The 20,231-nt window shown below is 71.8% G+C and carries 16 protein-coding genes; 12 read left to right on the top strand and 4 right to left on the bottom strand.

Translation table 11 applies throughout. From position 1 onward, the window contains the following. Positions 1-11: 11 nt before the first annotated feature. The 3 genes from OG715_RS27970 to OG715_RS27980 form a co-directional block, all read right to left on the bottom strand. Positions 12-767 (bottom strand): ABC transporter ATP-binding protein, encoded by a 756-nt coding sequence (locus OG715_RS27970; protein WP_266274488.1) that lies wholly within the window; start codon positions 765-767, stop codon positions 12-14. Positions 768-1,053: 286 nt separating this feature from the next. After that, positions 1,054-2,448 (bottom strand): aspartate aminotransferase family protein, encoded by a 1,395-nt coding sequence (locus OG715_RS27975; RefSeq protein WP_266274487.1) that lies wholly within the window; start codon positions 2,446-2,448, stop codon positions 1,054-1,056. Beyond that, positions 2,445-2,918 (bottom strand): Lrp/AsnC family transcriptional regulator, encoded by a 474-nt coding sequence (locus OG715_RS27980; protein WP_030396761.1) that lies wholly within the window; start codon positions 2,916-2,918, stop codon positions 2,445-2,447. The genes OG715_RS27975 and OG715_RS27980 overlap by 4 nt, the downstream gene beginning before the upstream one ends. Before the next feature lie 270 nt (positions 2,919-3,188). Between OG715_RS27980 and OG715_RS27985 the strand changes: the two genes are divergently transcribed. From OG715_RS27985 to OG715_RS27995, 3 genes are all read left to right on the top strand, one after another. Next, positions 3,189-4,664: a gamma-aminobutyraldehyde dehydrogenase gene (locus OG715_RS27985; protein ID WP_266274486.1), complete on the top strand. Its 1,476-nt coding sequence runs from the start codon at positions 3,189-3,191 to the stop codon at positions 4,662-4,664. A 171-nt stretch (positions 4,665-4,835) separates the two neighbouring features. After that, the gene (locus OG715_RS27990; protein WP_266274485.1) at positions 4,836-6,194 is read left to right on the top strand and encodes an aspartate aminotransferase family protein; all 1,359 of its coding nucleotides are present in this window, start codon (positions 4,836-4,838) and stop codon (positions 6,192-6,194) included. A 92-nt stretch (positions 6,195-6,286) separates the two neighbouring features. Next, on the top strand, positions 6,287-7,504 hold the full coding sequence (locus OG715_RS27995) for a polyamine ABC transporter substrate-binding protein (protein ID WP_266274484.1): 1,218 nt from the start codon (positions 6,287-6,289) through the stop codon (positions 7,502-7,504). Between the two features lie 63 nt (positions 7,505-7,567). On the opposite strand, the gene OG715_RS28000 is transcribed toward OG715_RS27995, so the two are convergent. Next, the gene (locus OG715_RS28000) at positions 7,568-9,217 is read right to left on the bottom strand and encodes a PucR family transcriptional regulator (RefSeq protein WP_266274483.1); all 1,650 of its coding nucleotides are present in this window, start codon (positions 9,215-9,217) and stop codon (positions 7,568-7,570) included. A 325-nt stretch (positions 9,218-9,542) separates the two neighbouring features. Between OG715_RS28000 and OG715_RS28005 the strand changes: the two genes are divergently transcribed. From OG715_RS28005 to OG715_RS28045, 9 genes are all read left to right on the top strand, one after another. Beyond that, positions 9,543-11,054 (top strand): gamma-aminobutyraldehyde dehydrogenase, encoded by a 1,512-nt coding sequence (locus OG715_RS28005; RefSeq protein WP_266274482.1) that lies wholly within the window; start codon positions 9,543-9,545, stop codon positions 11,052-11,054. 52 nt (positions 11,055-11,106) lie between these two features. Beyond that, positions 11,107-12,363: a polyamine ABC transporter substrate-binding protein gene (locus OG715_RS28010; RefSeq protein WP_266274481.1), complete on the top strand. Its 1,257-nt coding sequence runs from the start codon at positions 11,107-11,109 to the stop codon at positions 12,361-12,363. 38 nt (positions 12,364-12,401) lie between these two features. Continuing rightward, a complete protein-coding gene (locus OG715_RS28015; protein ID WP_266274480.1) occupies positions 12,402-13,544 on the top strand; it encodes an ABC transporter ATP-binding protein in 1,143 nt (380 codons plus the stop codon). Next, on the top strand, positions 13,541-14,485 hold the full coding sequence (locus OG715_RS28020; RefSeq protein WP_266274479.1) for an ABC transporter permease: 945 nt from the start codon (positions 13,541-13,543) through the stop codon (positions 14,483-14,485). Before OG715_RS28015 ends, OG715_RS28020 begins: the two co-directional genes overlap by 4 nt. Next, positions 14,485-15,288: an ABC transporter permease gene (locus OG715_RS28025; protein WP_266274478.1), complete on the top strand. Its 804-nt coding sequence runs from the start codon at positions 14,485-14,487 to the stop codon at positions 15,286-15,288. Before OG715_RS28020 ends, OG715_RS28025 begins: the two co-directional genes overlap by 1 nt. An 80-nt stretch (positions 15,289-15,368) precedes the next feature. After that, positions 15,369-16,763, top strand: a complete 1,395-nt coding sequence (locus OG715_RS28030) for an NAD(P)/FAD-dependent oxidoreductase (protein ID WP_266274477.1) — start codon at positions 15,369-15,371, stop codon at positions 16,761-16,763. A gap of 225 nt (positions 16,764-16,988) precedes the next feature. Then, on the top strand, positions 16,989-17,420 hold the full coding sequence (locus OG715_RS28035) for a hypothetical protein (RefSeq protein ID WP_266274476.1): 432 nt from the start codon (positions 16,989-16,991) through the stop codon (positions 17,418-17,420). 133 nt (positions 17,421-17,553) lie between these two features. Then, the gene (locus OG715_RS28040; protein WP_266274475.1) at positions 17,554-18,441 is read left to right on the top strand and encodes a hypothetical protein; all 888 of its coding nucleotides are present in this window, start codon (positions 17,554-17,556) and stop codon (positions 18,439-18,441) included. A gap of 172 nt (positions 18,442-18,613) precedes the next feature. Next, positions 18,614-20,137, top strand: coding sequence for a CoA-acylating methylmalonate-semialdehyde dehydrogenase (locus OG715_RS28045; protein WP_266274474.1), 1,524 nt, complete (start codon positions 18,614-18,616; stop codon positions 20,135-20,137). Positions 20,138-20,231: the final 94 nt, after the last annotated feature.

The following is a 20,231-nucleotide window of genomic DNA, read 5'->3' on the forward strand; positions in this document are numbered from 1 at the left end:
CGTCGACTCTTTCAGCGGCCGGCGGCCGGGACGGCGGTGGCCCCGGCGGTGCCGGGGGCGGCGATGCCGCGCGGCACGGGCGTGGCGGGGCCGGCCAGGCGGCCGTCGAGGAGGGCGACGGCGCGGTCCGCGTACCGGACGAGCTCGGGGTCGTGGGTGGCCAGCACGAGGGTGAGCTGGTGGGAGCGGGCCGCGCTGGTCAGTATCCGCAGGACCTGTTCGGCGGTCTCGCGGTGCAGCGGGGCGGTGGGGTCGTCGGCGAAGACGATCGGCGGGAGCGGTGCGAGGGCGCGGGCGACGGCGATCCGCTGGCGCTGGCCCTGGACCAGGCGTTCCGGTCGGAGCTTGGCGAGGTCGCCGATGTCCAGGCGTTCCAGCCACTCGTCGGCGGCCGTGTAGGCGGCCTTGCCGCCGGCGCCGGCCAGTAGCAGGGGCAGGGCGACGTTCTCCCGGGCGGTCAGTTCGGGCACCAGGTGTGGTTCGGAGCCGACGAAGCCGAAGCGGTCGCGGCGCAGCCGTTCGCGGCCGGCCCGGCCGAGGGTGTGCACCGGGGAGCTGTTGAACCAGACCTCGCCCTCGTCGACCGGGAGCAGGGCGGAGAGGCAGCCGAGCAGGGTGCTCTTGCCGGAGCCGCGCGGGCCGGTGACGGCGAGGACCTCGCCCTCCCGGACCCCGAGCGAGATGCCGCGCAGCGCGGGTGTGCCCTGGTGGGACTTGACGATCCCCCGGGCCCACAGCACGTCGTTGTCAGGAGGGGCCGCTGACATGAGGTTCCATCCTGGGTGGCCGCAGGGATATGACAGTCGTCAGATTAGAACGATCGGGCCTGGGCGCGGTTGCGGCACACTGGCCCATCCGGGGCAAATCACCCGTAATCAGGCGTGTTTGATCGACGGGCCGATGGCGGAACGGCCGGGAACCGCCGTCGGGGGCGGCATTCGGGGCGGTGCCGGGGCGATGTCGGGGGCATCGGGAACGCCGGGAACGCCGCAGGGCGGCCCCGCCGAAGCGGGACCGCCCTGTGACGGAGGGTGGGAAGGAAAGTCCGAGAGGTCAGATCTTCGCCCACGCGTCGGTGAGGCTGGTCCGCAGGATCTGCTCGATCTCGTCGAAGGTCGACTGGTCGGAGATCAGCGGCGGCGCCAGCTGGATGACCGGGTCGCCACGGTCGTCGGCGCGGCAGTACAGGCCGTTCTCGAAGAGCGCCTTCGACAGGAAGCCGTAGAGCACGCGCTCGACCTCGTCGTCGTTGAACGACTCCTTGGTGACCTTGTCCTTCACGAGCTCGATGCCGTAGAAGTACCCGTTGCCGCGGACGTCGCCGACGATCGGCAGGTCGCGCAGCTTGTCCAGGGTGCCCAGGAACTTCGACTCGTTGTCGAGGACGTGCTGGTTCAGGCCCTCGCGCTCGAAGATGTCGAGGTTGGCCAGCGCCACCGCGGAGGAGACCGGGTGGCCGCCGAAGGTGTAGCCGTGCAGGAAGGTGTTGTCACCCTTGTAGAACGGCTCGGCGAGGCGGTCCGAGATGATCGTGGCGCCGATCGGGGAGTAGCCCGAGGTCATGCCCTTGGCGCAGGTGATCATGTCGGGCTGGTAGCCGAACTTGTCGGCGCCGAACATGGTGCCGAGGCGGCCGAAGGCGCAGATGACCTCGTCCGAGACCAGCAGCACGTCGTGGCGGTCGCAGATCTCGCGCAGGCGCTGGAAGTACCCGGGCGGCGGCGGGAAGCAGCCGCCGGCGTTCTGCACCGGCTCGACGAAGACGGCGGCGACGGTCTCGGCGCCCTCGTTGAGGATCGCGACCTCGATCTCGTCGGCGCACCAGCGGCCGTACGCCTCGGGGTCGACCGTGCCGTCGGGGCCGGCCAGGAAGGCCGGGGCGCGGTAGATGTTGGTGTTCGGGGCCTTGTGGGTGCCCGGCACCAGCGGCTCGAACGGGGCCTTCAGGCCCGGCAGGCCGGTGATGGACAGGGCGCCCTGCGGGGTGCCGTGGTAGGCGACGGCCCGCGAGATGACCTTGTACTTGGTCGGCTTGCCGGTCAGCTTGAAGTACTGCTTGGCGAGCTTCCAGGCGGTCTCGACGGCCTCGCCGCCACCGGTGGAGAAGAAGACCTTGTTCAGGTCGCCCGGGGCGTAGTTGGCCAGGCGCTCGGCCAGCTCGACGGCCTTCGGGTGGGCGTAGCTCCACACCGGGAAGAAGGCGAGCTCCTTGGCCTGCTTGGCGGCGGCCTCGGCGAGCTCCTCACGGCCGTGGCCGGCCTGGACGACGAACAGGCCGGCGAGGCCGTCGAGGTACTTGCGTCCCTTGTCGTCCCAGACGTAGGTGCCCTCGCCCTTGACGATCGTCGGCACGGGGGAGTTCTCGTACGACGACATGCGGGTGAAGTGCATCCACAGGTGGTCGTAGGCGGTCTTGGAAAGGTCCTTCTGCGCCGGGTCGGCTGTCATCGGGTGCCCCAGGTGTAGGTCTGTTTCCGGAGCTTCAGGTAAACGAAGCTCTCGGTGCTCCGCACGCCGGGAAGCGCGCGGATGCGCTTGTTGATCATTTCGAGCAGGTGCTCGTCGTCCTCGCAGACCAGTTCGGCCAGGAGGTCGAACGAGCCGGCGGTGCAGACGACGTAGTCGACCTCGTCGAGGGCGGCCAGTGCGTCGGCGACGGGATCGATGTCGCCTTCGACCCGGATTCCGACCATCGCCTGGCGGGTGAAGCCGACGGTGAGCGGGTCCGTGACGGCGACGATCTGCATCACGCCCTGGTCGAGCAGCTTCTGGACGCGCTGGCGCACGGCCGCCTCGGACAGGCCCACGGCCTTGCCGATGGCGGCGTACGGGCGGCGCCCGTCCTCCTGGAGCTGCTCGATGATCGCCTTGGAGGCGGCGTCGAGGGGAACGCTGGCGTTCCGGTCGCGGTTGGCCACGCCGCAACTGTGCCCGATCGGTCTCCTGTTCGCAAGCGCGACTGCTGCTGATTTCGTTGAGATCTTGGAAAACGCATGCGGATTTCATCGTCGATGCGCGGTCGGCCTGTCGATAACGGCAGTCGTACCGCTACCCTGGCTACGGTACGCGCGCGGCTCCGCTGGGCCGCGCGCATTCCGCCAACCAGTGGACCGCGGCACGACCGGCGCGGCCACTCGGCGCCCGCCGCCGGCCCCGGCGGCCGACGTACCATGGCGCCGGATTCTGCAATGCCGCAGGCCGAGACCGAGGAGACATCCGTGAGCGACCTTCGCACGCTGCGCAACTACATCAACGGTGAGTTCGTCGATGCGGCCGACGGCCGCACGCTGGACATCGTCGACCCGACGACCGGCGAGGTCTACGCGACGTCCCCGCTGTCCGGCGCCTCCGACGTCGACGCCGCCATGGACGCCGCGGCCGCGGCGTTCCCGGCCTGGCGGGACTCCACCCCGAGCACCCGGCAGAAGCTGCTGCTGAAGATCGCGGACGCGGTCGAGGCCCGCGCCGACGAGATCGTCGACGCCGAGGTCCGCAACACCGGCAAGCCGCGGGGGCTCACCCTCTCGGAGGAGATCGGTCCGATGGTGGACCAGATCCGCTTCTTCGCCGGTGCCGCCCGCCTGCTGGAGGGCAAGTCCGCCGGTGAGTACATGGACGGCATGACCTCGATCGTCCGCCGCGAGCCGGTAGGCGTCTGCGCCCAGGTGGCGCCGTGGAACTACCCGATGATGATGGCCGTCTGGAAGTTCGCCCCGGCCATCGCCGCCGGCAACACCGTGGTGCTGAAGCCCTCCGACACCACCCCGGCCTCCACCGTGCTGCTGGCCGACATCATCGGCGGCATCCTCAAGGACCTGGAGCTCCCGGCCGGCGTCTTCAACGTGATCTGCGGCGACCGTGAGACCGGCCGTCTGATGGTCGAGCACCGGACCCCGGCGATGGCCTCCATCACCGGCTCGGTGCGCGCCGGCATCCAGGTCGCCGAGTCGGCCTCCAAGGACGTCAAGCGCGTCCACCTGGAGCTGGGCGGCAAGGCCCCGGTCGTGGTCTTCGAGGACGCCGACATCGCCGAGGCCGTCGAGGGCATCTCGGTGGCGGGCTTCTTCAACGCGGGCCAGGACTGTACCGCCGCCACCCGCGTGCTGGTGCACGAGTCGATCCACGACGCCTTCGTCGAGGCGCTGGCCAAGGCCGCCGCCGAGACCAAGACCGGTGGCGTGGACGACGAGGACGTGCTCTACGGCCCGCTGAACAACGCCAACCAGCTGAAGCAGGTCTCCGGCTTCGTCGAGCGCCTGCCCGCGCACGCCAAGGTCGAGGCCGGCGGCCACCGGGTCGGCGACAAGGGCTACTTCTACGCCCCGACCGTCGTCTCCGGCCTGAACCAGGACGACGAGATCATCCAGAACGAGGTCTTCGGCCCGGTCATCACCGTGCAGAAGTTCTCCGACGAGGAGCAGGCCGTCGACTACGCCAACGGCGTCGAGTTCGCGCTCGCCTCCTCGGTGTGGACCAAGGACCACGCCCGCGCCATGCGGATGTCCCGCCGCCTGGACTTCGGCTGCGTCTGGATCAACACCCACATCCCGCTGGTCGCCGAGATGCCGCACGGTGGCTTCAAGAAGTCCGGCTACGGCAAGGACCTCTCCTCCTACGGCTTCGAGGACTACACCCGCGTCAAGCACGTGATGACCGCCATCTGAGCGAGCGCCGCCACCGGAACACGGTCCGACCGGACGACGATCGTGTGATCCGACCATGGGCCCGGGTCCCCGTGACCCGGGCCCTGTCCCTTTGCACCCTGTCGGCCGTTGCGGCGACCGGCTGACAGGATGGCTCTCCACTTCGCCGCGGCGAGTCCCTAGCCTTGCCGCATGAGCATCCCCACCGCAGACTCGGCCGCCGGCCAGTCCGTCAAGGCCGCAGACCGCGCGCACGTCTTCCACTCGTGGTCCGCCCAGGCGCTGATCGACCCCCTCGCGGTGGCCGGCGCCGAGGGCTCGTACTTCTGGGACTACGACGGAAACCGCTACCTGGACTTCTCCTCCCAGCTGGTCAACACCAACATCGGGCACCAGCACCCGAAGGTGGTCGCGGCCATCCAGGAGCAGGCGGCGAAGCTCTGCACCATCGCCCCCGGCTTCGCGGTGGAGTCGCGCAGCGAGGCCGCCCGGCTGATCGCCGAGCGCACCCCCGGCGACCTGGACAAGATCTTCTTCACCAACGGCGGCGCCGAGGCCAACGAGAACGCCATCCGGATGGCCCGGCTGCACACCGGCCGGCAGAAGGTGCTCTCCACCTACCGCTCGTACCACGGCGCCACCGCCAACGCGATCGCCCTCACCGGCGACCCGCGCCGCTGGGCCAGCGAGACCGGTGTCTCCGGCATCGTGCACTTCTGGGGCCCGTACGCCTACCGCACCAACTTCCACGCCGAGAACGAGGCGCAGGAGTGCGAGCGCGCGCTGGCCCACCTGGAGCAGGTCATCGCCTTCGAGGGCCCCGGCACCGTCGCGGCCGTGATCCTGGAGACCGTGGTCGGCACCGCCGGCATCCTGATCCCGCCGCCCGGCTACCTGGCCGGCGTCCGGGAGATCTGCGACCGCTACGGCATCGTCTTCATCCTCGACGAGGTGATGGCCGGCTTCGGCCGCACCGGCGAGTGGTTCGCCGCCGACCACTGGGGCGTCACCCCGGACCTGCTGACCTTCGCCAAGGGCGTCAACTCGGGCTACGTCCCGCTCGGCGGCGTGGCGATCAGCGCGGAGATCGCCGCCACCTTCGCGGAGCGGCCGTTCCCCGGCGGGCTCACCTACTCCGGCCACCCGCTGGCCTGCGCCTCGGCCGTCGCCACCATCAACACCATGGCGGAGGAGGGCATCGTCGAGAACGCCAAGCACATCGGCGAGACCGTGCTCGGCCCCGGCCTGCGCGAACTGGCGCAGCGGCACCCGTCCATCGGCGAGGTGCGCGGGCTCGGCGTCTTCTGGGCGCTCGACCTGGTGAAGGACCGCGCCACCCGCGAGCCGCTGGTGCCGTACAACGCGGCCGGCGCCGCCAACGCGCCGATCGCCGAGCTGGCCGCCGCGTGCAAGCAGCGCGGGCTCTGGCCGTTCGTCAACATGAACCGCTTCCACGTCGTTCCGCCGTGCACGGTGACGGAGGAGGAGGCGAAGGCCGGTCTCGCCGTCCTCGACGAGGTGCTGTCGCTGGCCGACGCGCACACCGTCTGACTCCCACCGACAGACCGACAGACCGACAGGCCGACAGGACGGCCCCGGGCGCCCACGCGTCCGGGGCCGTCTCCCGCTCCGGAGGCTCCACCATGCCCAGCACCACCCCGGCCCGCCGCCCGAGCGGCCTCCTCCGTCCGACCCGCCGCCGTCCGTCCCGCCGCCGGGTGCTCGGCGCCGGCGCCGGACTGTTCGGCGCCGCCGCCCTGACCGGCTGCGGCATCCAGTCCGCCTACGTGGACGAGGACCGCCGCTCCGCCCCCGACCGCTCGGAGAGCGAGAAGCGGCTGGGCTTCTCCAACTGGACCCAGTACATCGACGTCGACGACGACGGCGGGCGCCCGACCCTGGACGCCTTCACCGAGCGGACCGGCATCAGGGTCACCTACACCGAGGACATCAACGACAACGACGAGTTCTTCGGCAAGATGGGCCCGGTGCTGACCCAGGGCACCGACCCGGGCCGCGACCTGATGGTGGTCAGCGACTGGATGGCCGGCCGGTACGTCTCGCTCGGCTGGGTGCAGGCCATGGACCGGGCCAACCTGCCCAATGTCACGGCCCAGCTGGACCCGCAGCTCGCCGACCCGGCCTTCGACCCCGGCCGCCGGCGCAGCGTGCCCTGGCAGTCCGGGATCACCGGCATCGCCTACAACCGCAAGGAGCTCGGCCGGGAGATCAGGTCCGTGGCCGACCTCTGGGCGCCCGACCTGAAGGGCCGGGTCACCCTGTTCGCCGGGCTGGACGAGGCGCTCGGCCTGCTGATGCTCGCCCAGGGCGCCGACATCTCGGCCTTCACCGAGGACCAGGCCCGGCAGGCGATGGACCTGGTGCAGCGGATGGTCGACAGCCGGCACGTGCGCCGGTTCACCGGCAACGACTACACCAGCGACCTGGCCTCCGGCGCGGCGCTGGCCTGCCAGGCGTACTCCGGCGACGCCGTCCAGCTCACCGCCGAGAACCCGGACATCGAGTTCGTGGTGCCGGAGGAGGGCGGCGAGCTGTGGGCGGAGAGCCTGCTGATCCCCAACCGGGCCGGGCACAAGCGCAACGCCGAGCTGCTGATCGACCACTACTACCAGCCCGAGGTGGCCGCCGAGCTGGCGGCGGCGGTGCAGTACATCTGCCCGGTTCCGGACGCCCGCGAGGTGCTGGCGGCGAGCGGGGACCGGGAGAAGGCGGAGCTGGCGGAGCACCCGCTGCTCTTCCCGACCGAGGAGATGCGGGCCCGGCTGCACACCATGCGCGACGTCGGCTCGGCCGAGCGGCCCGGCCTGCACAAGGTCTGGACCCGGATCACCGGCGTCTAGCACTGTCCCCCGGCGTCTCCGCCCCCGCCGCCCCCGCGTCGGGGTGCCGGGGCGGAGACCGGGTCAGCGGCGGACGGCGTCCAGCGCGAGCAGGGCGACGTGCAGCGAGAGGCAGGACTCGACCTGGTCGAGGTCGACCCCGAGGATCCGCTCGACCTTGTGCAGCCGGTCGTAGAAGGACGGCCGGGACAGGTGCGCCGCGTCCGCCGCCGCGGACTTGTTGCGGCCCTGCTCCAGGTAGATCCGCAGCATCTGCACCAGCTGGCCGTTGTGCTCGGCGTCGAAGGCGAGCAGCGGCCCCAGCTCCCGTTCGACGTAGGTCTGCAGCCGGGCGTCGTCCCGCAGCAGGTGCAGCAGTCCGCGCAGCCGCACGTCGGGCAGCCGGTAGTAGGACGCGTTCCGGCCGCCGGGCGCGTCGTGCAGCGCCGCGTCGGCGACCTGGGTGGCCTCCAGCAGGGTGCGCCGGGCGTCCCGGACCGAGCCGACCGAGGAGCCGACCGCGACCACCGGCTCCGGCGCGGCGGCGTCCCGGGCCGCCTCGGCCGCCAGTCGGCGCAGCGCCGCGGCGAAGGCGTCCAGCGCCGCGTGCTCGTCCTGCTGCGGGCCGAGCGTGATCAGCACGCCGACGCCCTCGTCGTCCAGGGCCCCGACCAGGGCGGACAGCCGGCAGGCGCGGACGGCGCTCGCCGCGAGTTCGGTGAAGTCGCGCAGCCGGGCCTGCGCCTCCAGCGCGGCCGGGATCGGTCCGCGCCGCTGCCGCAGCACCGCGCCGACCAGCCGCCGGCCCTCCAGCGGGACACCGAGCGCCTGGGCCCGCAGGGCCACCTCGGAGACGGTCAGCGCATGGGTGAGGATCCCGGAGAGCAGGGTGCGGTGGGTCTGCCGCTCCAGGCTCTCCCGGTCGCGGACCACCAGCCGGTTGAGGGCCAGGGCGGAGGCGCCGCGCTCCAGCAGCATGGTGTTCGGGTGCGGGCCGCCCTCCGGCTGCGGACCGGGCTCCTGCATCAGCACCAGCCGCCCCCAGTCCTGGCCGCGGGCGCCCACCGCGGTGACCAGCCAGCCGCTGCGCGGGTCGTACCCGGTGCGCCCGGGCGGGCGGACCCCGCGCGAGCGGCGCTCCCAGTCCTCCAGCAGCTCGGCCTCGGACCGGCCGGCGGACTCGTGGGTGAGCACCTGGTGGGCGAGGTTCTCCAGGACGACCGGGGCTCCCGCTATCCGGGACACCTGGCGGACCACCTCGGCCGGTTCGGCGCCCTCCACGACCAGTTCGTTGAACACCTGGTGGATCGCCTCGGAGGTGCGCAGCTGCTCCAGCTGGGCGTTGACCACCAGGGCGTGCACGGCCTCGGTGACGGAGACGAAGCGCAGTTCGCGGCGGAGCGCGATCAGCGGCAGCCCGCGCTGCTCGGCGGCGTGCACCAGGGCGCGCGGCAGGCTGTCGAAGTAGCGCCGGCCGTACTCGATGACCAGTCCGGCCACGCCGATGTCGGCGAGCTCGCGCACGTACCTCGCCAGGCCCTCGCGGTCCTCGGGCAGGGCGATGCCGGTGCTCAGCACCAGCTCGCCGCCCTGCAGCATGCCGGCGACGTCGGGCAGCTCGCTGACGTGGACCCAGCGGACCGGGCGTTCCAGGTGATCGGCTCCGGCCACCACCTGGGGGAGGCCGCGGCGCATCACCTCCAGATCGAGCACATGGGCGACGGTGGGGAGCATCGCGGGGCCTCCAGGGTTCAGAGTGTCAAGGAAATCATCTATCGCGGCGACGACCTGTTGCCCTGCCCGAAGCCTTGCACCTTGTAAGGCGCTTTCCGTCGAGGTTGTCGCAGTGGTCCTTGTCACGCCCCGGCGCCAGCAGGCATGGTCAGCGGGTCGACCGTGACGGATCCGGCCCGGTGGCCGGAACCCGGCGCCACGAGCGCGACGACCGGCCTGCCGGCCACGCCCTGTCCGCCCCTCGCCCGCCCCCCACGGCGGCGCCGGTGGGACGGCCCGGGACCGTCGTCCGGCCGGTCGCACCACCGCAACCTGGAGGAACCAGATGGACCTGACCGACTTCGGCGCGGGCGCGCAGTACATCGCGGGCCGGCAGGGCCGGGGGAGCGGTGACGCCTTCCAGGTCGTCAACCCGGCCGACGGCAGCGTCGTCCAGGAGATCTCCCTGGCCTCCACCGGACAGGTTGACGAGGCCGTGGCCGCCGCCCGGGCCGCGCTGCCGGAGTGGGCCGGCGCCACCCCCGGCGCCCGCTCCGAGGCGCTCACCCGGCTGGCCGCCGTCCTCACCGACGCGGCCGCCGACCTCGCCCGGGTGGAGACCGCCCAGACCGGCAAGCCGATCAAGCTCTCCACCGAGTTCGACGTCCCCGGCACCATCGACAACACGGCCTTCTTCGCCGGGGCCGCCCGCAACCTGGAGGGCAAGGCCGCCGGCGAGTACTCCGGCGACCACACCTCCTACGTGCGGCGCGAGGCGATCGGCGTGGTCGGCTCGATCTCGCCGTGGAACTACCCGCTCCAGATGGCCGCCTGGAAGGTCCTCCCGGCGATCGCGGCCGGCAACACCATCGTCCTCAAGCCGGCCGAGCTGACCCCGCTGACCTCGCTGATGTTCGCCCGGGCCTGCACCCTGGCCGGCATCCCGGACGGTGTGGTCAACGTCGTCACCGGCGCGGGCCGGGTCGCGGGCGAGCACCTGGTGTCGCACCCGGACGTCGCGATGGTCTCCTTCACCGGCTCCACCCCGGTCGGCCGGCGGGTCGCCGAACTCGCCACCGCGACCGTCAAGCGAACCCACCTGGAGCTCGGCGGCAAGGCCCCGTTCGTGGTCTTCGACGACGCCGACCTCGACGCCGCGGTGCACGGCGCCGTCGCCGCCTCCCTGATCAACAGCGGCCAGGACTGCACCGCCGCCACCCGCGCCTACGTCCAGCGCCCGCTCTACGACGCCTTCGTGGCCGGCGTGGCCGAGCTGTACGAGGGCATCCGGCTGGGCGACCCGCTGGACCCGCGCACCGACCTCGGCCCGCTGGTCTCCTTCACCCACCGCGACCGGGTGGCCGGCTTCGTCGAGCGCGCCCGGGGCTACGCGACCGTGGTCACCGGCGGCGCCGCCCCCGCGAAGGGCCACGACGGCACCGACCTCACCCGCGGCGCCTACTACCGCCCCACCCTGATCACCGGCGCCGCCCAGGACAGCGAGGTCGTCCAGGGCGAGATCTTCGGCCCGGTGCTGGTGGTCCTGCCCTTCGACAGCGACGACGAGGGCCTGCGGCTGGCCAACGACACCCCCTACGGCCTGGCCGCCTCCGCCTGGACGGGCAACGTCCACCGCTCCCTGCGGGCCACCCGCGAGCTGGCGGCCGGCTGCGTCTGGGTCAACGACCACATCCCGATCATCAGCGAGATGCCGCACGGCGGCTACAAGTCCTCCGGCTACGGCAAGGACATGTCGCAGTACTCGCTGGACGAGTACACCCAGGTCAAGCACGTCATGTTCGACACCACCGCGGTCGCCCGCAAGGACTGGCACCGCACCGTCTTCGGAGACAGATAACCCGGACCGGGGTGCCCCCACACCCCCCTTCGCCCCCCAGGAGGCCCGCCCCATGGCGTTCAACGAGCTCACCGACGGACTGTCGGAACCGGTCCGCAAGGCCTGGGAACGCAGTCTGACCAGTGGCCGGGCCGCCCTCGGCCGGCGCGCCGTGCTGCGCGCCGCCGCCCTCACCGCCGGCGCGGCCGGACTCGCCGCCTGCGGCATCCCGCCCGCCGGGAACACCGGCGGGACGGGCGACTCCACCGCGAACGCCGCCAAGGACCTCTCGGACAGCGAGAAGGAGGTGAACTTCTCCAACTGGCCGCTCTACGTCGACACCGACGAGAACGACAAGGAGAAGCACGGCACCCTGGAGGCCTTCACCGCCGCCACCGGCGTCAAGGTCAGGTACACCGAGGACGTCAACGACAACGTCGAGTTCTTCGGCAAGGTCAAGCCGCAGCTCGCCGCCGGCCAGGACACCGGCCGCGACCTGATGGTGCTCACCGACTGGATGGCCGCCCGGCTGATCCGCCTCGGCTGGGCGCAGAAGCTCGACCCGGCCAACGTCACCACCGCCATCACCAACGTCGAGTCCCGCTTCCGGGCCCCCGACTGGGACCCGGGCCGGCTCTACAGCTACCCGTGGGCCGGCATCCAGGTGGTCATCGCCTACAACCGCAAGGCCACCAAGGGCAAGGAGGTCGCCAGTGTCGCCCAGCTGCTGGAGGACCCCGACCTCAAGGGCCGGGTGACCTTCCTCTCCGAGATGCGCGACAGCATCGGCATCACCCTGCTGGACATGGGCAAGGACCCGGCGAAGTTCACCGCCGACGACTACGCCGCCGCGGTCGCCCGGCTGCAGAAGGCGGTCGACAACAAGCAGATCCGCCGCTTCACCGGCAACGACTACGGCCAGGAACTCTCCTCCGGCGACATCGCCGCCTGCGTCGCCTGGGGCGGCGACCTGATCCAGCTGCGGGCCGACAACCCGGACATCGAGTTCGTCATCCCCGAGAAGGGCTTCGTGACCAGCACCGACAACCTGCTGGTCCCGGCCAGGGCGCAGCACAAGACGAACGCCGAGAAGTTGATCGACTTCTACTACCAGCCGAAGATCGCGGCGCAGCTGACCGCGGGCATCGGCTTCGTCTCCGCCGTCACCGGGGTGAAGGAGGAACTGGCCTCCATCGCCCCGGACAGCGCGGCCAACCCGCTGGTCGTCCCCACCCCCGAGATGGCGGCCAAGGCGCACGTCTTCCGGACCCTCACCGAGACCGAGGAGAGCGACTTCGAGGAGAAGTTCTCCAAGCTCATCGGCGCCTGACCCCCACTGACGGCAGCGAACCCAGAGAGACACCATCCATGACAGAGCAGCAGAGCCCCGCGGCCGTCGGCGGCGACGTCCGGCTCACCGGCATCGGCAAGACCTACGGCTCCTTCACCGCCGTCCACCCGCTGGACCTCACCGTCCCCCAGGGCTCCTTCTTCGCCCTGCTCGGCGCCTCCGGCTGCGGCAAGACCACCACCCTGCGGATGATCGCCGGCCTGGAGGAGCCCACCAGCGGCACCGTGCTCATAGGCGGCCAGGACGTCACCCTCCTGCCCCCGTACAAGCGTCCGGTGAACACCGTCTTCCAGAGCTACGCGCTCTTCCCGCACCTCGACATCTTCGAGAACGTCGCCTTCGGCCTGCGCCGGCGCGGCCGCAAGGACGTCAAGAAGCAGGTCGAGGACATGCTCGAACTCGTCGAGCTCGGCCAGTACGCCCGGCGCAAGCCGCACCAGCTCTCCGGTGGCCAGCAGCAGCGCGTCGCCGTCGCCCGCGCGCTCATCAACCACCCGCAGGTGCTGCTCCTCGACGAGCCGCTCGGCGCCCTCGACCTCAAGCTCCGCCGCCAGATGCAGCTGGAGCTCAAGCGGATCCAGACCGAGGTCGGCATCACCTTCGTGCACGTCACCCACGACCAGGAGGAGGCCATGACCATGGCCGACACCATCGCGGTGATGAACGGCGGCCGGGTCGAGCAGCTCGGCGCGCCCGCCGACCTCTACGAGAACCCCGCCACCACCTTCGTGGCCAACTTCCTCGGCCAGTCCAACCTGCTGCCCGCCGACGTCACCGGCGGCGCCGGCGAGGACCTGCTGCTCACCGCCGCCGGCGCCCGGCTCACCGTGCCCCGGGCCCGCTGCGCCACCGAGGCCAAGCGGGTCCACCTCGGCGTCCGCCCGGAGAAGATCACCATCGAGCACGGCTCCGCCGAGGTCGCCGAGGGCCGCAACCGGCTGGCCGGCACCGTCGTCGACTCCAGCTTCATCGGCGTCTCCACCCAGTACCTGGTCCGCACCGACGGCGGCCAGGAGGTCACCGTCTTCGAGCAGAACATGGAGCGCGACGCCCGGGTCGTCCCCGGCGCCCCGGTCGTCCTGCACTGGAACCCGGCCCACTCCTTCGCCCTCGACGCCGCGCAGGCGATCGACGCGGGCACCGGGGAGGCGGCGGCATGACCACCACCACCCCGGCGGCACCGCCGCAGGCCGTACCCCCCGACGACGGCGCCGCCCCGGCGCCCGCCCCGAAGGCGAAGCGCCGGCTCACCCCGTACTGGCTGCTGCTGCCCGGCGTCGCCTGGCTGGTCGTCTTCTTCGCGGTGCCGATGCTCTACCAGGGCTCCACCTCGCTGCAGACCGGCTCCCTGGAGGAGGGCTTCCGCGTCACCTGGCACCTCGCCACGTACTGGGACGCCCTGGTCGAGTACAAGTGGCACTTCGTCCGCTCGTTCGGCTACGCCGCCACCGCGACCCTGTTCTGCCTCGCCATCGGCTACCCGCTCGCCTACACGATCGCCTTCAAGGCGAGCAGGCGCTGGCGCAGCGTGCTGCTGATCCTGGTCATCGCGCCGTTCTTCACCAGCTTCCTGATCCGCACGCTGGCCTGGAAGACCATCCTCTCGGACGGCGGCCCGGTGGTCGGCGTGCTCAACACCCTGCACGTCCTGGACGTCACCAGCGCGATCGGCCTCACCTCCGGCGACCGCGTGCTGGCCACCCCGCTCGCCGTGGTCTGCGGTCTCACCTACAACTTCCTGCCGTTCATGATCCTGCCGCTGTACACCTCGCTGGAGCGGATCGACCCGCGCCTGCACGAGGCCGCCGGGGACCTCTACGCCCGCCCGTTCACCACCTTCCGCAAGGTCACCTTCCCGATCTCGCTCCCCGGTGTGGTCGCGGGCACCCTGCTCACCTTCATCCCCGCCTCCGGCGACTACATCAACGCCCAGCTGCTGGGCTCGCCGAGCGAGCAGATGGTCGGCAACGGCATCCAGAAGCAGTTCCTGAACGTGCTCGACTACCCCACGGCCGCCGCGCTCAGCTTCATCCTGATGGCCCTGATCCTGGGCATGGTGACGGTCTACATGCGCAAGGCCGGGACGGAGGAACTGGTCTGATGTCCCGATTCTTCATGTGGATCCGCGCTCACCTGGTGGTGCTGGCGGGCCTGCTGGCCCTCGCCTACCTGGTGCTGCCCAACCTGGTGGTCCTCGCCTTCTCGTTCAACAAGCCGGTCGGCAAGTTCAACTACGAGTGGAACGAGTTCTCCACCGACGCCTGGACCGACCCCTGCGGCGTCGCCGACATGTGCCAGTCGCTCTCGCTGAGCCTCCAGGTCGCGGTGCTCGCCACCGTCGGCGCCACCGTGCTCGGCACCATGGTGGCCTTCGCGCTGGCCCGCTACCGCTTCCGCGGCCGCTCCGCCACCACCGCGATGATCTTCCTGCCGATGGCCATGCCCGAGGTGGTCATGGCCGCCTCGCTCGGCACGCTCTTCCTCAACATGCGCATCCCGTTCGGCTTCACCACCATCCTCATCGCGCACATCATGTTCTGCCTGAGCTTCGTGGTGACGGCGGTCAAGGCGCGCGTGATGAGCATGGACCCGAGGCTCGAACAGGCCGCCCAGGACCTCTACGCCACCCCGGTCCAGACCTTCCTGCGGGTCACCCTGCCCCTCGCCGCCCCCGGCATCGCGGCCGGCGCGCTGCTCAGCTTCGCGCTCTCCTTCGACGACTTCATCATCACCCAGTTCAACTCGGGCCCGACCACGGTCACCTTCCCGATGTTCGTCTGGGGCGCCTCGCAGCGCGGCATCCCGGTCCAGGTGAACGTCATCGGCACCGCGATGTTCATCGCCGCCGTCGGCCTCACCGTCGGCGGGCAGTGGCTCGGGAACCGCCGGAAGGCCACCGCCTGACCACCCCGGCCGCCTTCCCGGCGTACCGTCGGAAGGCGGCCGATCATCACCATCAATGTGCAGAAAGTGGCTGATAATGCATGGATTCCGCCCGCGCGCTCAGTGACGCCAGGCCCACCCCCTTCTGGCTCGAGGACCCGGGTCGGCCGACGGCGCAGCCCGCGCTGGTCGGCGACGCCCACTGCGACCTCCTGGTCGTCGGCGGCGGCTACTCCGGCCTCTGGACCGCCCTCGTCGCCAAGGAGCGCGACCCCTCCCTGGACGTCGTCCTGGTCGAGGGCCAGGAAGTGGGCTGGGCGGCGTCCGGGCGCAACGGCGGATTCTGCGCGGCCAGCCTGACCCACGGCTTCGGCAACGGCCTGCAGCGCTGGCCCGCCGAGCTCGGCCGGCTGGAGCGCCTCGGCGCCGACAACCTCGACGGCATCGAGGCCACCCTCACCCGCTACGGCATCGACGCCGAGTGGGAGCGCACCGGTGAGATCGACATCGCCACCCAGCCGCACCAGCTCGACGAGCTGCACGAGGTCGCCGAGGCCGTCGCCCAGTACGGCCTCGACGTCACCGTGCTCGACCGCGACGAGCTGCGCGCCCAGGTCGACTCGCCGACCTTCCTCGGCGGGATCTGGGACAAGGAGGGCGTGGCCATGGTCCACCCCGCCAAGCTGGCCTGGGGCCTCAAGCAGGCCTGCCTCGGTCTGGGCGTGCGGATCTTCGAGCACACCCCGGCCGAGGCCCTGCGCGAGCACGGCGCCGGCATGGCCGTCCGCACCCCCTACGGCCGGATCTTCGCCGGCAAGGTCGCGCTCGGCACCAACGCCTTCCCCTCCCTGGTCAAGCGCGTCCGTCCGTACATCGTCCCGGTGTACGACTACGCGCTGATGACCGAGCCGCTCAGCGACGAGCAGCTGGCCGCCATCGGCTGGAAGGGCCGCCAGGGCCTCAGCGACAGCGCCAACAAGTTCCACTACTTCCGGCTCTCCGCGGACAACCGGATCCTCTGGGGCGGGTACGACGCGGTCTACCGGTTCGGCGGGCACGTCCGGCACGAGTACGACCAGCGGCCGGAGACCTTCCGCACCCTCGCCCGGAACTTCTTCACCTGCTTCCCGCAGCTGGAGGGCGTCCGCTTCACCAACGCGTGGGGCGGCGCGATCGACACCTGCACGAGGTTCTCCGCGTTCTTCGACACCGCCTACCGGGGCCGGGTCGCCTACGCCGCCGGCTACACCGGCCTCGGCGTCGGCGCCACCCGGTTCGGCGCCGAGGTCATGCTCGACCTGCTCGCGGGCGAGCGCACCGAGCGCACCGAACTGGAGATGGTCCGGCGCAAGCCGCTGCCCTTCCCGCCCGAGCCCGTCCGCTGGGCCGGCATCGGGATCACCACCCGCTCGCTGGAGCGCGCCGACCGCACCGGCGGGGAGCGCAACCTGTGGCTGCGCACCCTGGACAAGCTGGGGCTCGGCTTCGACAGCTGATCGGAGCTGACCGGGGCCGACCGGGGCGCGGAGAGGACCCGCGCGGATCCGGGCCGGAGCCGTCGACGGACCCGTGTGCCCGAACCGCCGCTCTGATCCGCGTACCCGACCCGTGCACCCGACCCGTGTAAGAGAGACCCGCCGTTCGCCTCTCGATGGTGACGGCGGGTCTCTGCACGCCCCGCCGCGCCATCGAACACACGACGCGCAGAGCGGGGACAGCACATGGAGACCACGGCACTCGACTGGCTGGCCCAGGCCGCACCGGACCCGCAGGCCTTCCGGGCCCAGTGGGAACGCTCCGGCCTCGGCCTGGTCCTGCTCCCGGCCGGCCGGCACTGGGACGTCCTCTCGGTACCCGGCCGGCTCGGCCGCCCGGTCGTCGAACTCCTCAGCACCGGCTCCTGCGGACCGGTCCTGGCTAACTTCGGCGAGGAGTACATCGGCTTCCTGGTGCCCGTCGGCACCGCCGCCCGCTGGATCGGCACCGGCGTGCGCTGCGCCGGGGAGGGCACCTGGATCGTCGTCCCCCACCCCGAGCGGCGGGGCCGGGGCGTGCGCTGGCTCGTCCCACCCGACGGGTCCGGACGGCTCAACGACCCCGTGCTCCTGGAACTCGCCCTGCACGAGGCGGCGGTCGGGCTCGGCGACTGGTGACCGGAGCGGCCCGGCGGGCCTTCGGCCCTTCCGGCCGGGCCGCTGTTCTCCGGGCCGGGCTGCTGCCGTCCGGGCCGGTCCGCTGTCCTTCCGGCCGGGCGCGCCGGAGGGGGCGGCGCGCCAGACTGGAGGGGTGACCACAACCCCGGACGCCGTCGACCCCGCCCTCCACCCGGGCCCGGCCCAGCTGCGCCTGGCCGACCTGGCCCGGCCCGTGTGCGAGCGGCACGGCCTCGCCCTCGCCGGTGGGCACGCCCTGCGCGCCCACGGTGTCCCGGCCTGCGACCAGGACGGGATCACCCTGGTGGCCACCGGGACCGCCGACCTGCCCCGGGCCGCCGCGGAGCTGGCGCGGGCCTACCGGACGGTGGGCGGCGTGGTCGCGGAGCGTCCGGGGACGCCCCGGTTGGAGCAGCTCTCCGTCCGGCTCGCCCTGGGCGGGCGGGCGCACACCGTCGAACTGCGCAAGGAACCACTGGGCCACCGTCCGGTCCGCCTCGCCCTCGGCGGCCCTGAGCCCGGCGACCCCGATCCGGGTGGTCCTGATCCGGGTGGTCCTGACCCGGGTGGTCCTGAGCCCGACCGTGCGACCGGCAGCCCGCTCGTGGTGGACACGGTCGCGCTGGAGGACGCCGCCGCCCTCACCACCGCGCTGCTCGTCGACCGGGCCCTGCCCCGGGACCTCATCGACGTGCACGCCCTCACCGCCTGCTACCGGGAGGGCGCGCTGCTCGCGCTGGCCACCGGACTGGACGCCGAGTTCCAGCCCACCGCGCTCGCCGACCGGCTGGAGACCCTGGCCGAGGCCGCCGACGGGCGGTTCCGGGCCCGGGGCCTGCCCGGCGGGGAGGTCGACGCGCTGAAGCGGTGGGCGCTGGCCTGGGCCCAGGACCTCAGGCTGGACCTCCTGGAGACCCAGGAGGCCGCGGACGGCCTGCACGACCCGTACCTGGAGGACGTGGAGGCCCGGGAGGACCTGGAGGACCAGGCACCCGGAGCGGGTCGGCAGTACGACCTGTAAGGCTGAATCCGCAATCCCCGTCAGCCTGTTCGTTGAGGCTGCCCCGACCGCGCAGCAGACTGGAGCAGTGAGCGCGGTAGCCCCGTGACCTCGCCGCCCCCGTCCCGTGCGGGCGGCGTCACACAAGGGACCGGTGGCGCAAGGCCGCCCGGACTTCGGAGGCAGACGGACCTTGAGCAAGCACATCACCCACTGGATCGGCGGCCGCCCGGTCGCCACCGCCGGTGCCGCGCCCCGCCGCGGTGACATCTTCGACCCGGCCACCGGCCAGGTCACGGGCCACGTCGACTTCGCGGCCGTCGCGGACGTCGACCAGGCGGTGGCCGCCGCCGCCTCGGCCTTCACCGAGTGGCGCACCGCCTCGATCGCCAAGCGCACCACGGTGCTCTTCGCCTTCCGCGAGCTGCTCAACGCCCGCAAGGACGAGCTGGCGTCGATCATCGTCGCCGAGCACGGCAAGGTGCACTCGGACGCGCTCGGCGAGATCGCCCGCGGCCTCGAGGTCGTCGAGTACGCCTGCGGCATTCCGCAGCTGCTCAAGGGCGGCTTCACCGAGCAGGCGTCCACCGGCATCGATGTCTACTCGATCCGTCAGCCGCTCGGCCCGGTCGCGATCATCTCGCCGTTCAACTTCCCGGCCATGGTGCCGATGTGGTTCTTCCCGATCGCCGTCGCCGCCGGCAACACCGTGGTGCTCAAGCCTTCCGAGAAGGACCCGTCCGCCGCCAACTTCCTGGCCGAGCTGTGGAAGGAGGCCGGTCTGCCGGACGGCGTCTTCAACGTCGTGCACGGTGACAAGGTCGCGGTCGACCGGCTGCTGGAGCACCCCGACATCAAGTCGGTCAGCTTCGTGGGCTCCACCCCGATCGCCCGCTACGTCTACGAGACCGGCACCCGCTACGGCAAGCGCGTCCAGGCCCTCGGCGGCGCCAAGAACCACATGCTGGTCCTGCCGGACGCCGACCTCGACCTGAGCGCCGACGCCGCCGTCAACGCCGGCTTCGGCGCGGCCGGCGAGCGCTGCATGGCGGTCTCCGTCCTGGTCGCGGTCGACCCGATCGGCGACGAGCTGGTCGAGAAGATCAAGCAGCGGGTCGCCACCCTCACCGTCGGCCCCGGCTGCAACGGCGAGTCCGAGATGGGCCCGCTGGTCACCGGCCAGCACCGGGACAAGGTCACCTCCTACGTGGAGTCCGGCCTCGCCGACGGCGCCGAGCTGGCCGTCGACGGCCGCAAGCACGAGATCACCGCCGAGGACCGCAACGGCTCGCCGACCGCGGACGGCTTCTGGCTCGGCCCCACCCTGTTCGACCACGTCAAGCCCGGCATGTCCGTCTACAACGACGAGATCTTCGGCCCGGTCCTGTCCGTGGTGCGGGTCGACTCCTACGAGGAGGGCCTGGCCCTCATCAACGCGAACCCGTACGGCAACGGCACCGCCATCTTCACCAACGACGGCGGCGCGGCCCGGCGCTTCCAGTACGAGGTCGAGGTCGGCATGGTCGGCATCAACGTGCCGATCCCGGTCCCGGTCGCCTACTACTCCTTCGGCGGTTGGAAGGCCTCGCTGTTCGGCGACGCCCACGCCTACGGCCAGGACGGCGTCCAGTTCTTCACCCGCGGCAAGGCGGTCACCCAGCGCTGGCTGGACCCCTCGCACGGTGGCATCAACCTGGGCTTCCCGACCAACAACTGATCGGGACGGGCACTCCGCCCGCCTCCGCCCCGAGTCCGTCCCGCTCGACAGGCCGGCCCGCACCCGCGCGGGCCGGCCTGCGGCTTGTCCCGGG

The sequence above is a fragment of the Kitasatospora purpeofusca genome (assembly GCF_036010405.1).
GTDB classification, from domain to species: Bacteria; Actinomycetota; Actinomycetes; order Streptomycetales; family Streptomycetaceae; genus Kitasatospora; species Kitasatospora purpeofusca.

What these genes read in the sequence shown, in the direction of transcription:
- OG715_RS28000 (WP_266274483.1), bottom strand. Translation starts at nt 9,217, where the DNA reads ATGCTCCCCACCGTCGCCCATGTGCTCGATCTGGAGGTGATGCGCCGC.
- OG715_RS28025 (WP_266274478.1), top strand. Translation starts at nt 14,485, where the DNA reads ATGTCCCGATTCTTCATGTGGATCCGCGCTCACCTGGTGGTGCTGGCG.
- OG715_RS27985 (WP_266274486.1), top strand. Translation starts at nt 3,189, where the DNA reads ATGCCGCAGGCCGAGACCGAGGAGACATCCGTGAGCGACCTTCGCACG.
- OG715_RS27990 (WP_266274485.1), top strand. Translation starts at nt 4,836, where the DNA reads ATGAGCATCCCCACCGCAGACTCGGCCGCCGGCCAGTCCGTCAAGGCC.
- OG715_RS28015 (WP_266274480.1), top strand. Translation starts at nt 12,402, where the DNA reads ATGACAGAGCAGCAGAGCCCCGCGGCCGTCGGCGGCGACGTCCGGCTC.
- OG715_RS27995 (WP_266274484.1), top strand. Translation starts at nt 6,287, where the DNA reads ATGCCCAGCACCACCCCGGCCCGCCGCCCGAGCGGCCTCCTCCGTCCG.
- OG715_RS27975 (WP_266274487.1), bottom strand. Translation starts at nt 2,448, where the DNA reads ATGACAGCCGACCCGGCGCAGAAGGACCTTTCCAAGACCGCCTACGAC.
- OG715_RS28035 (WP_266274476.1), top strand. Translation starts at nt 16,989, where the DNA reads ATGGAGACCACGGCACTCGACTGGCTGGCCCAGGCCGCACCGGACCCG.
- OG715_RS28005 (WP_266274482.1), top strand. Translation starts at nt 9,543, where the DNA reads ATGGACCTGACCGACTTCGGCGCGGGCGCGCAGTACATCGCGGGCCGG.
- OG715_RS28020 (WP_266274479.1), top strand. Translation starts at nt 13,541, where the DNA reads ATGACCACCACCACCCCGGCGGCACCGCCGCAGGCCGTACCCCCCGAC.
- OG715_RS28010 (WP_266274481.1), top strand. Translation starts at nt 11,107, where the DNA reads ATGGCGTTCAACGAGCTCACCGACGGACTGTCGGAACCGGTCCGCAAG.
- OG715_RS28030 (WP_266274477.1), top strand. Translation starts at nt 15,369, where the DNA reads ATGGATTCCGCCCGCGCGCTCAGTGACGCCAGGCCCACCCCCTTCTGG.
- OG715_RS27970 (WP_266274488.1), bottom strand. Translation starts at nt 767, where the DNA reads ATGTCAGCGGCCCCTCCTGACAACGACGTGCTGTGGGCCCGGGGGATC.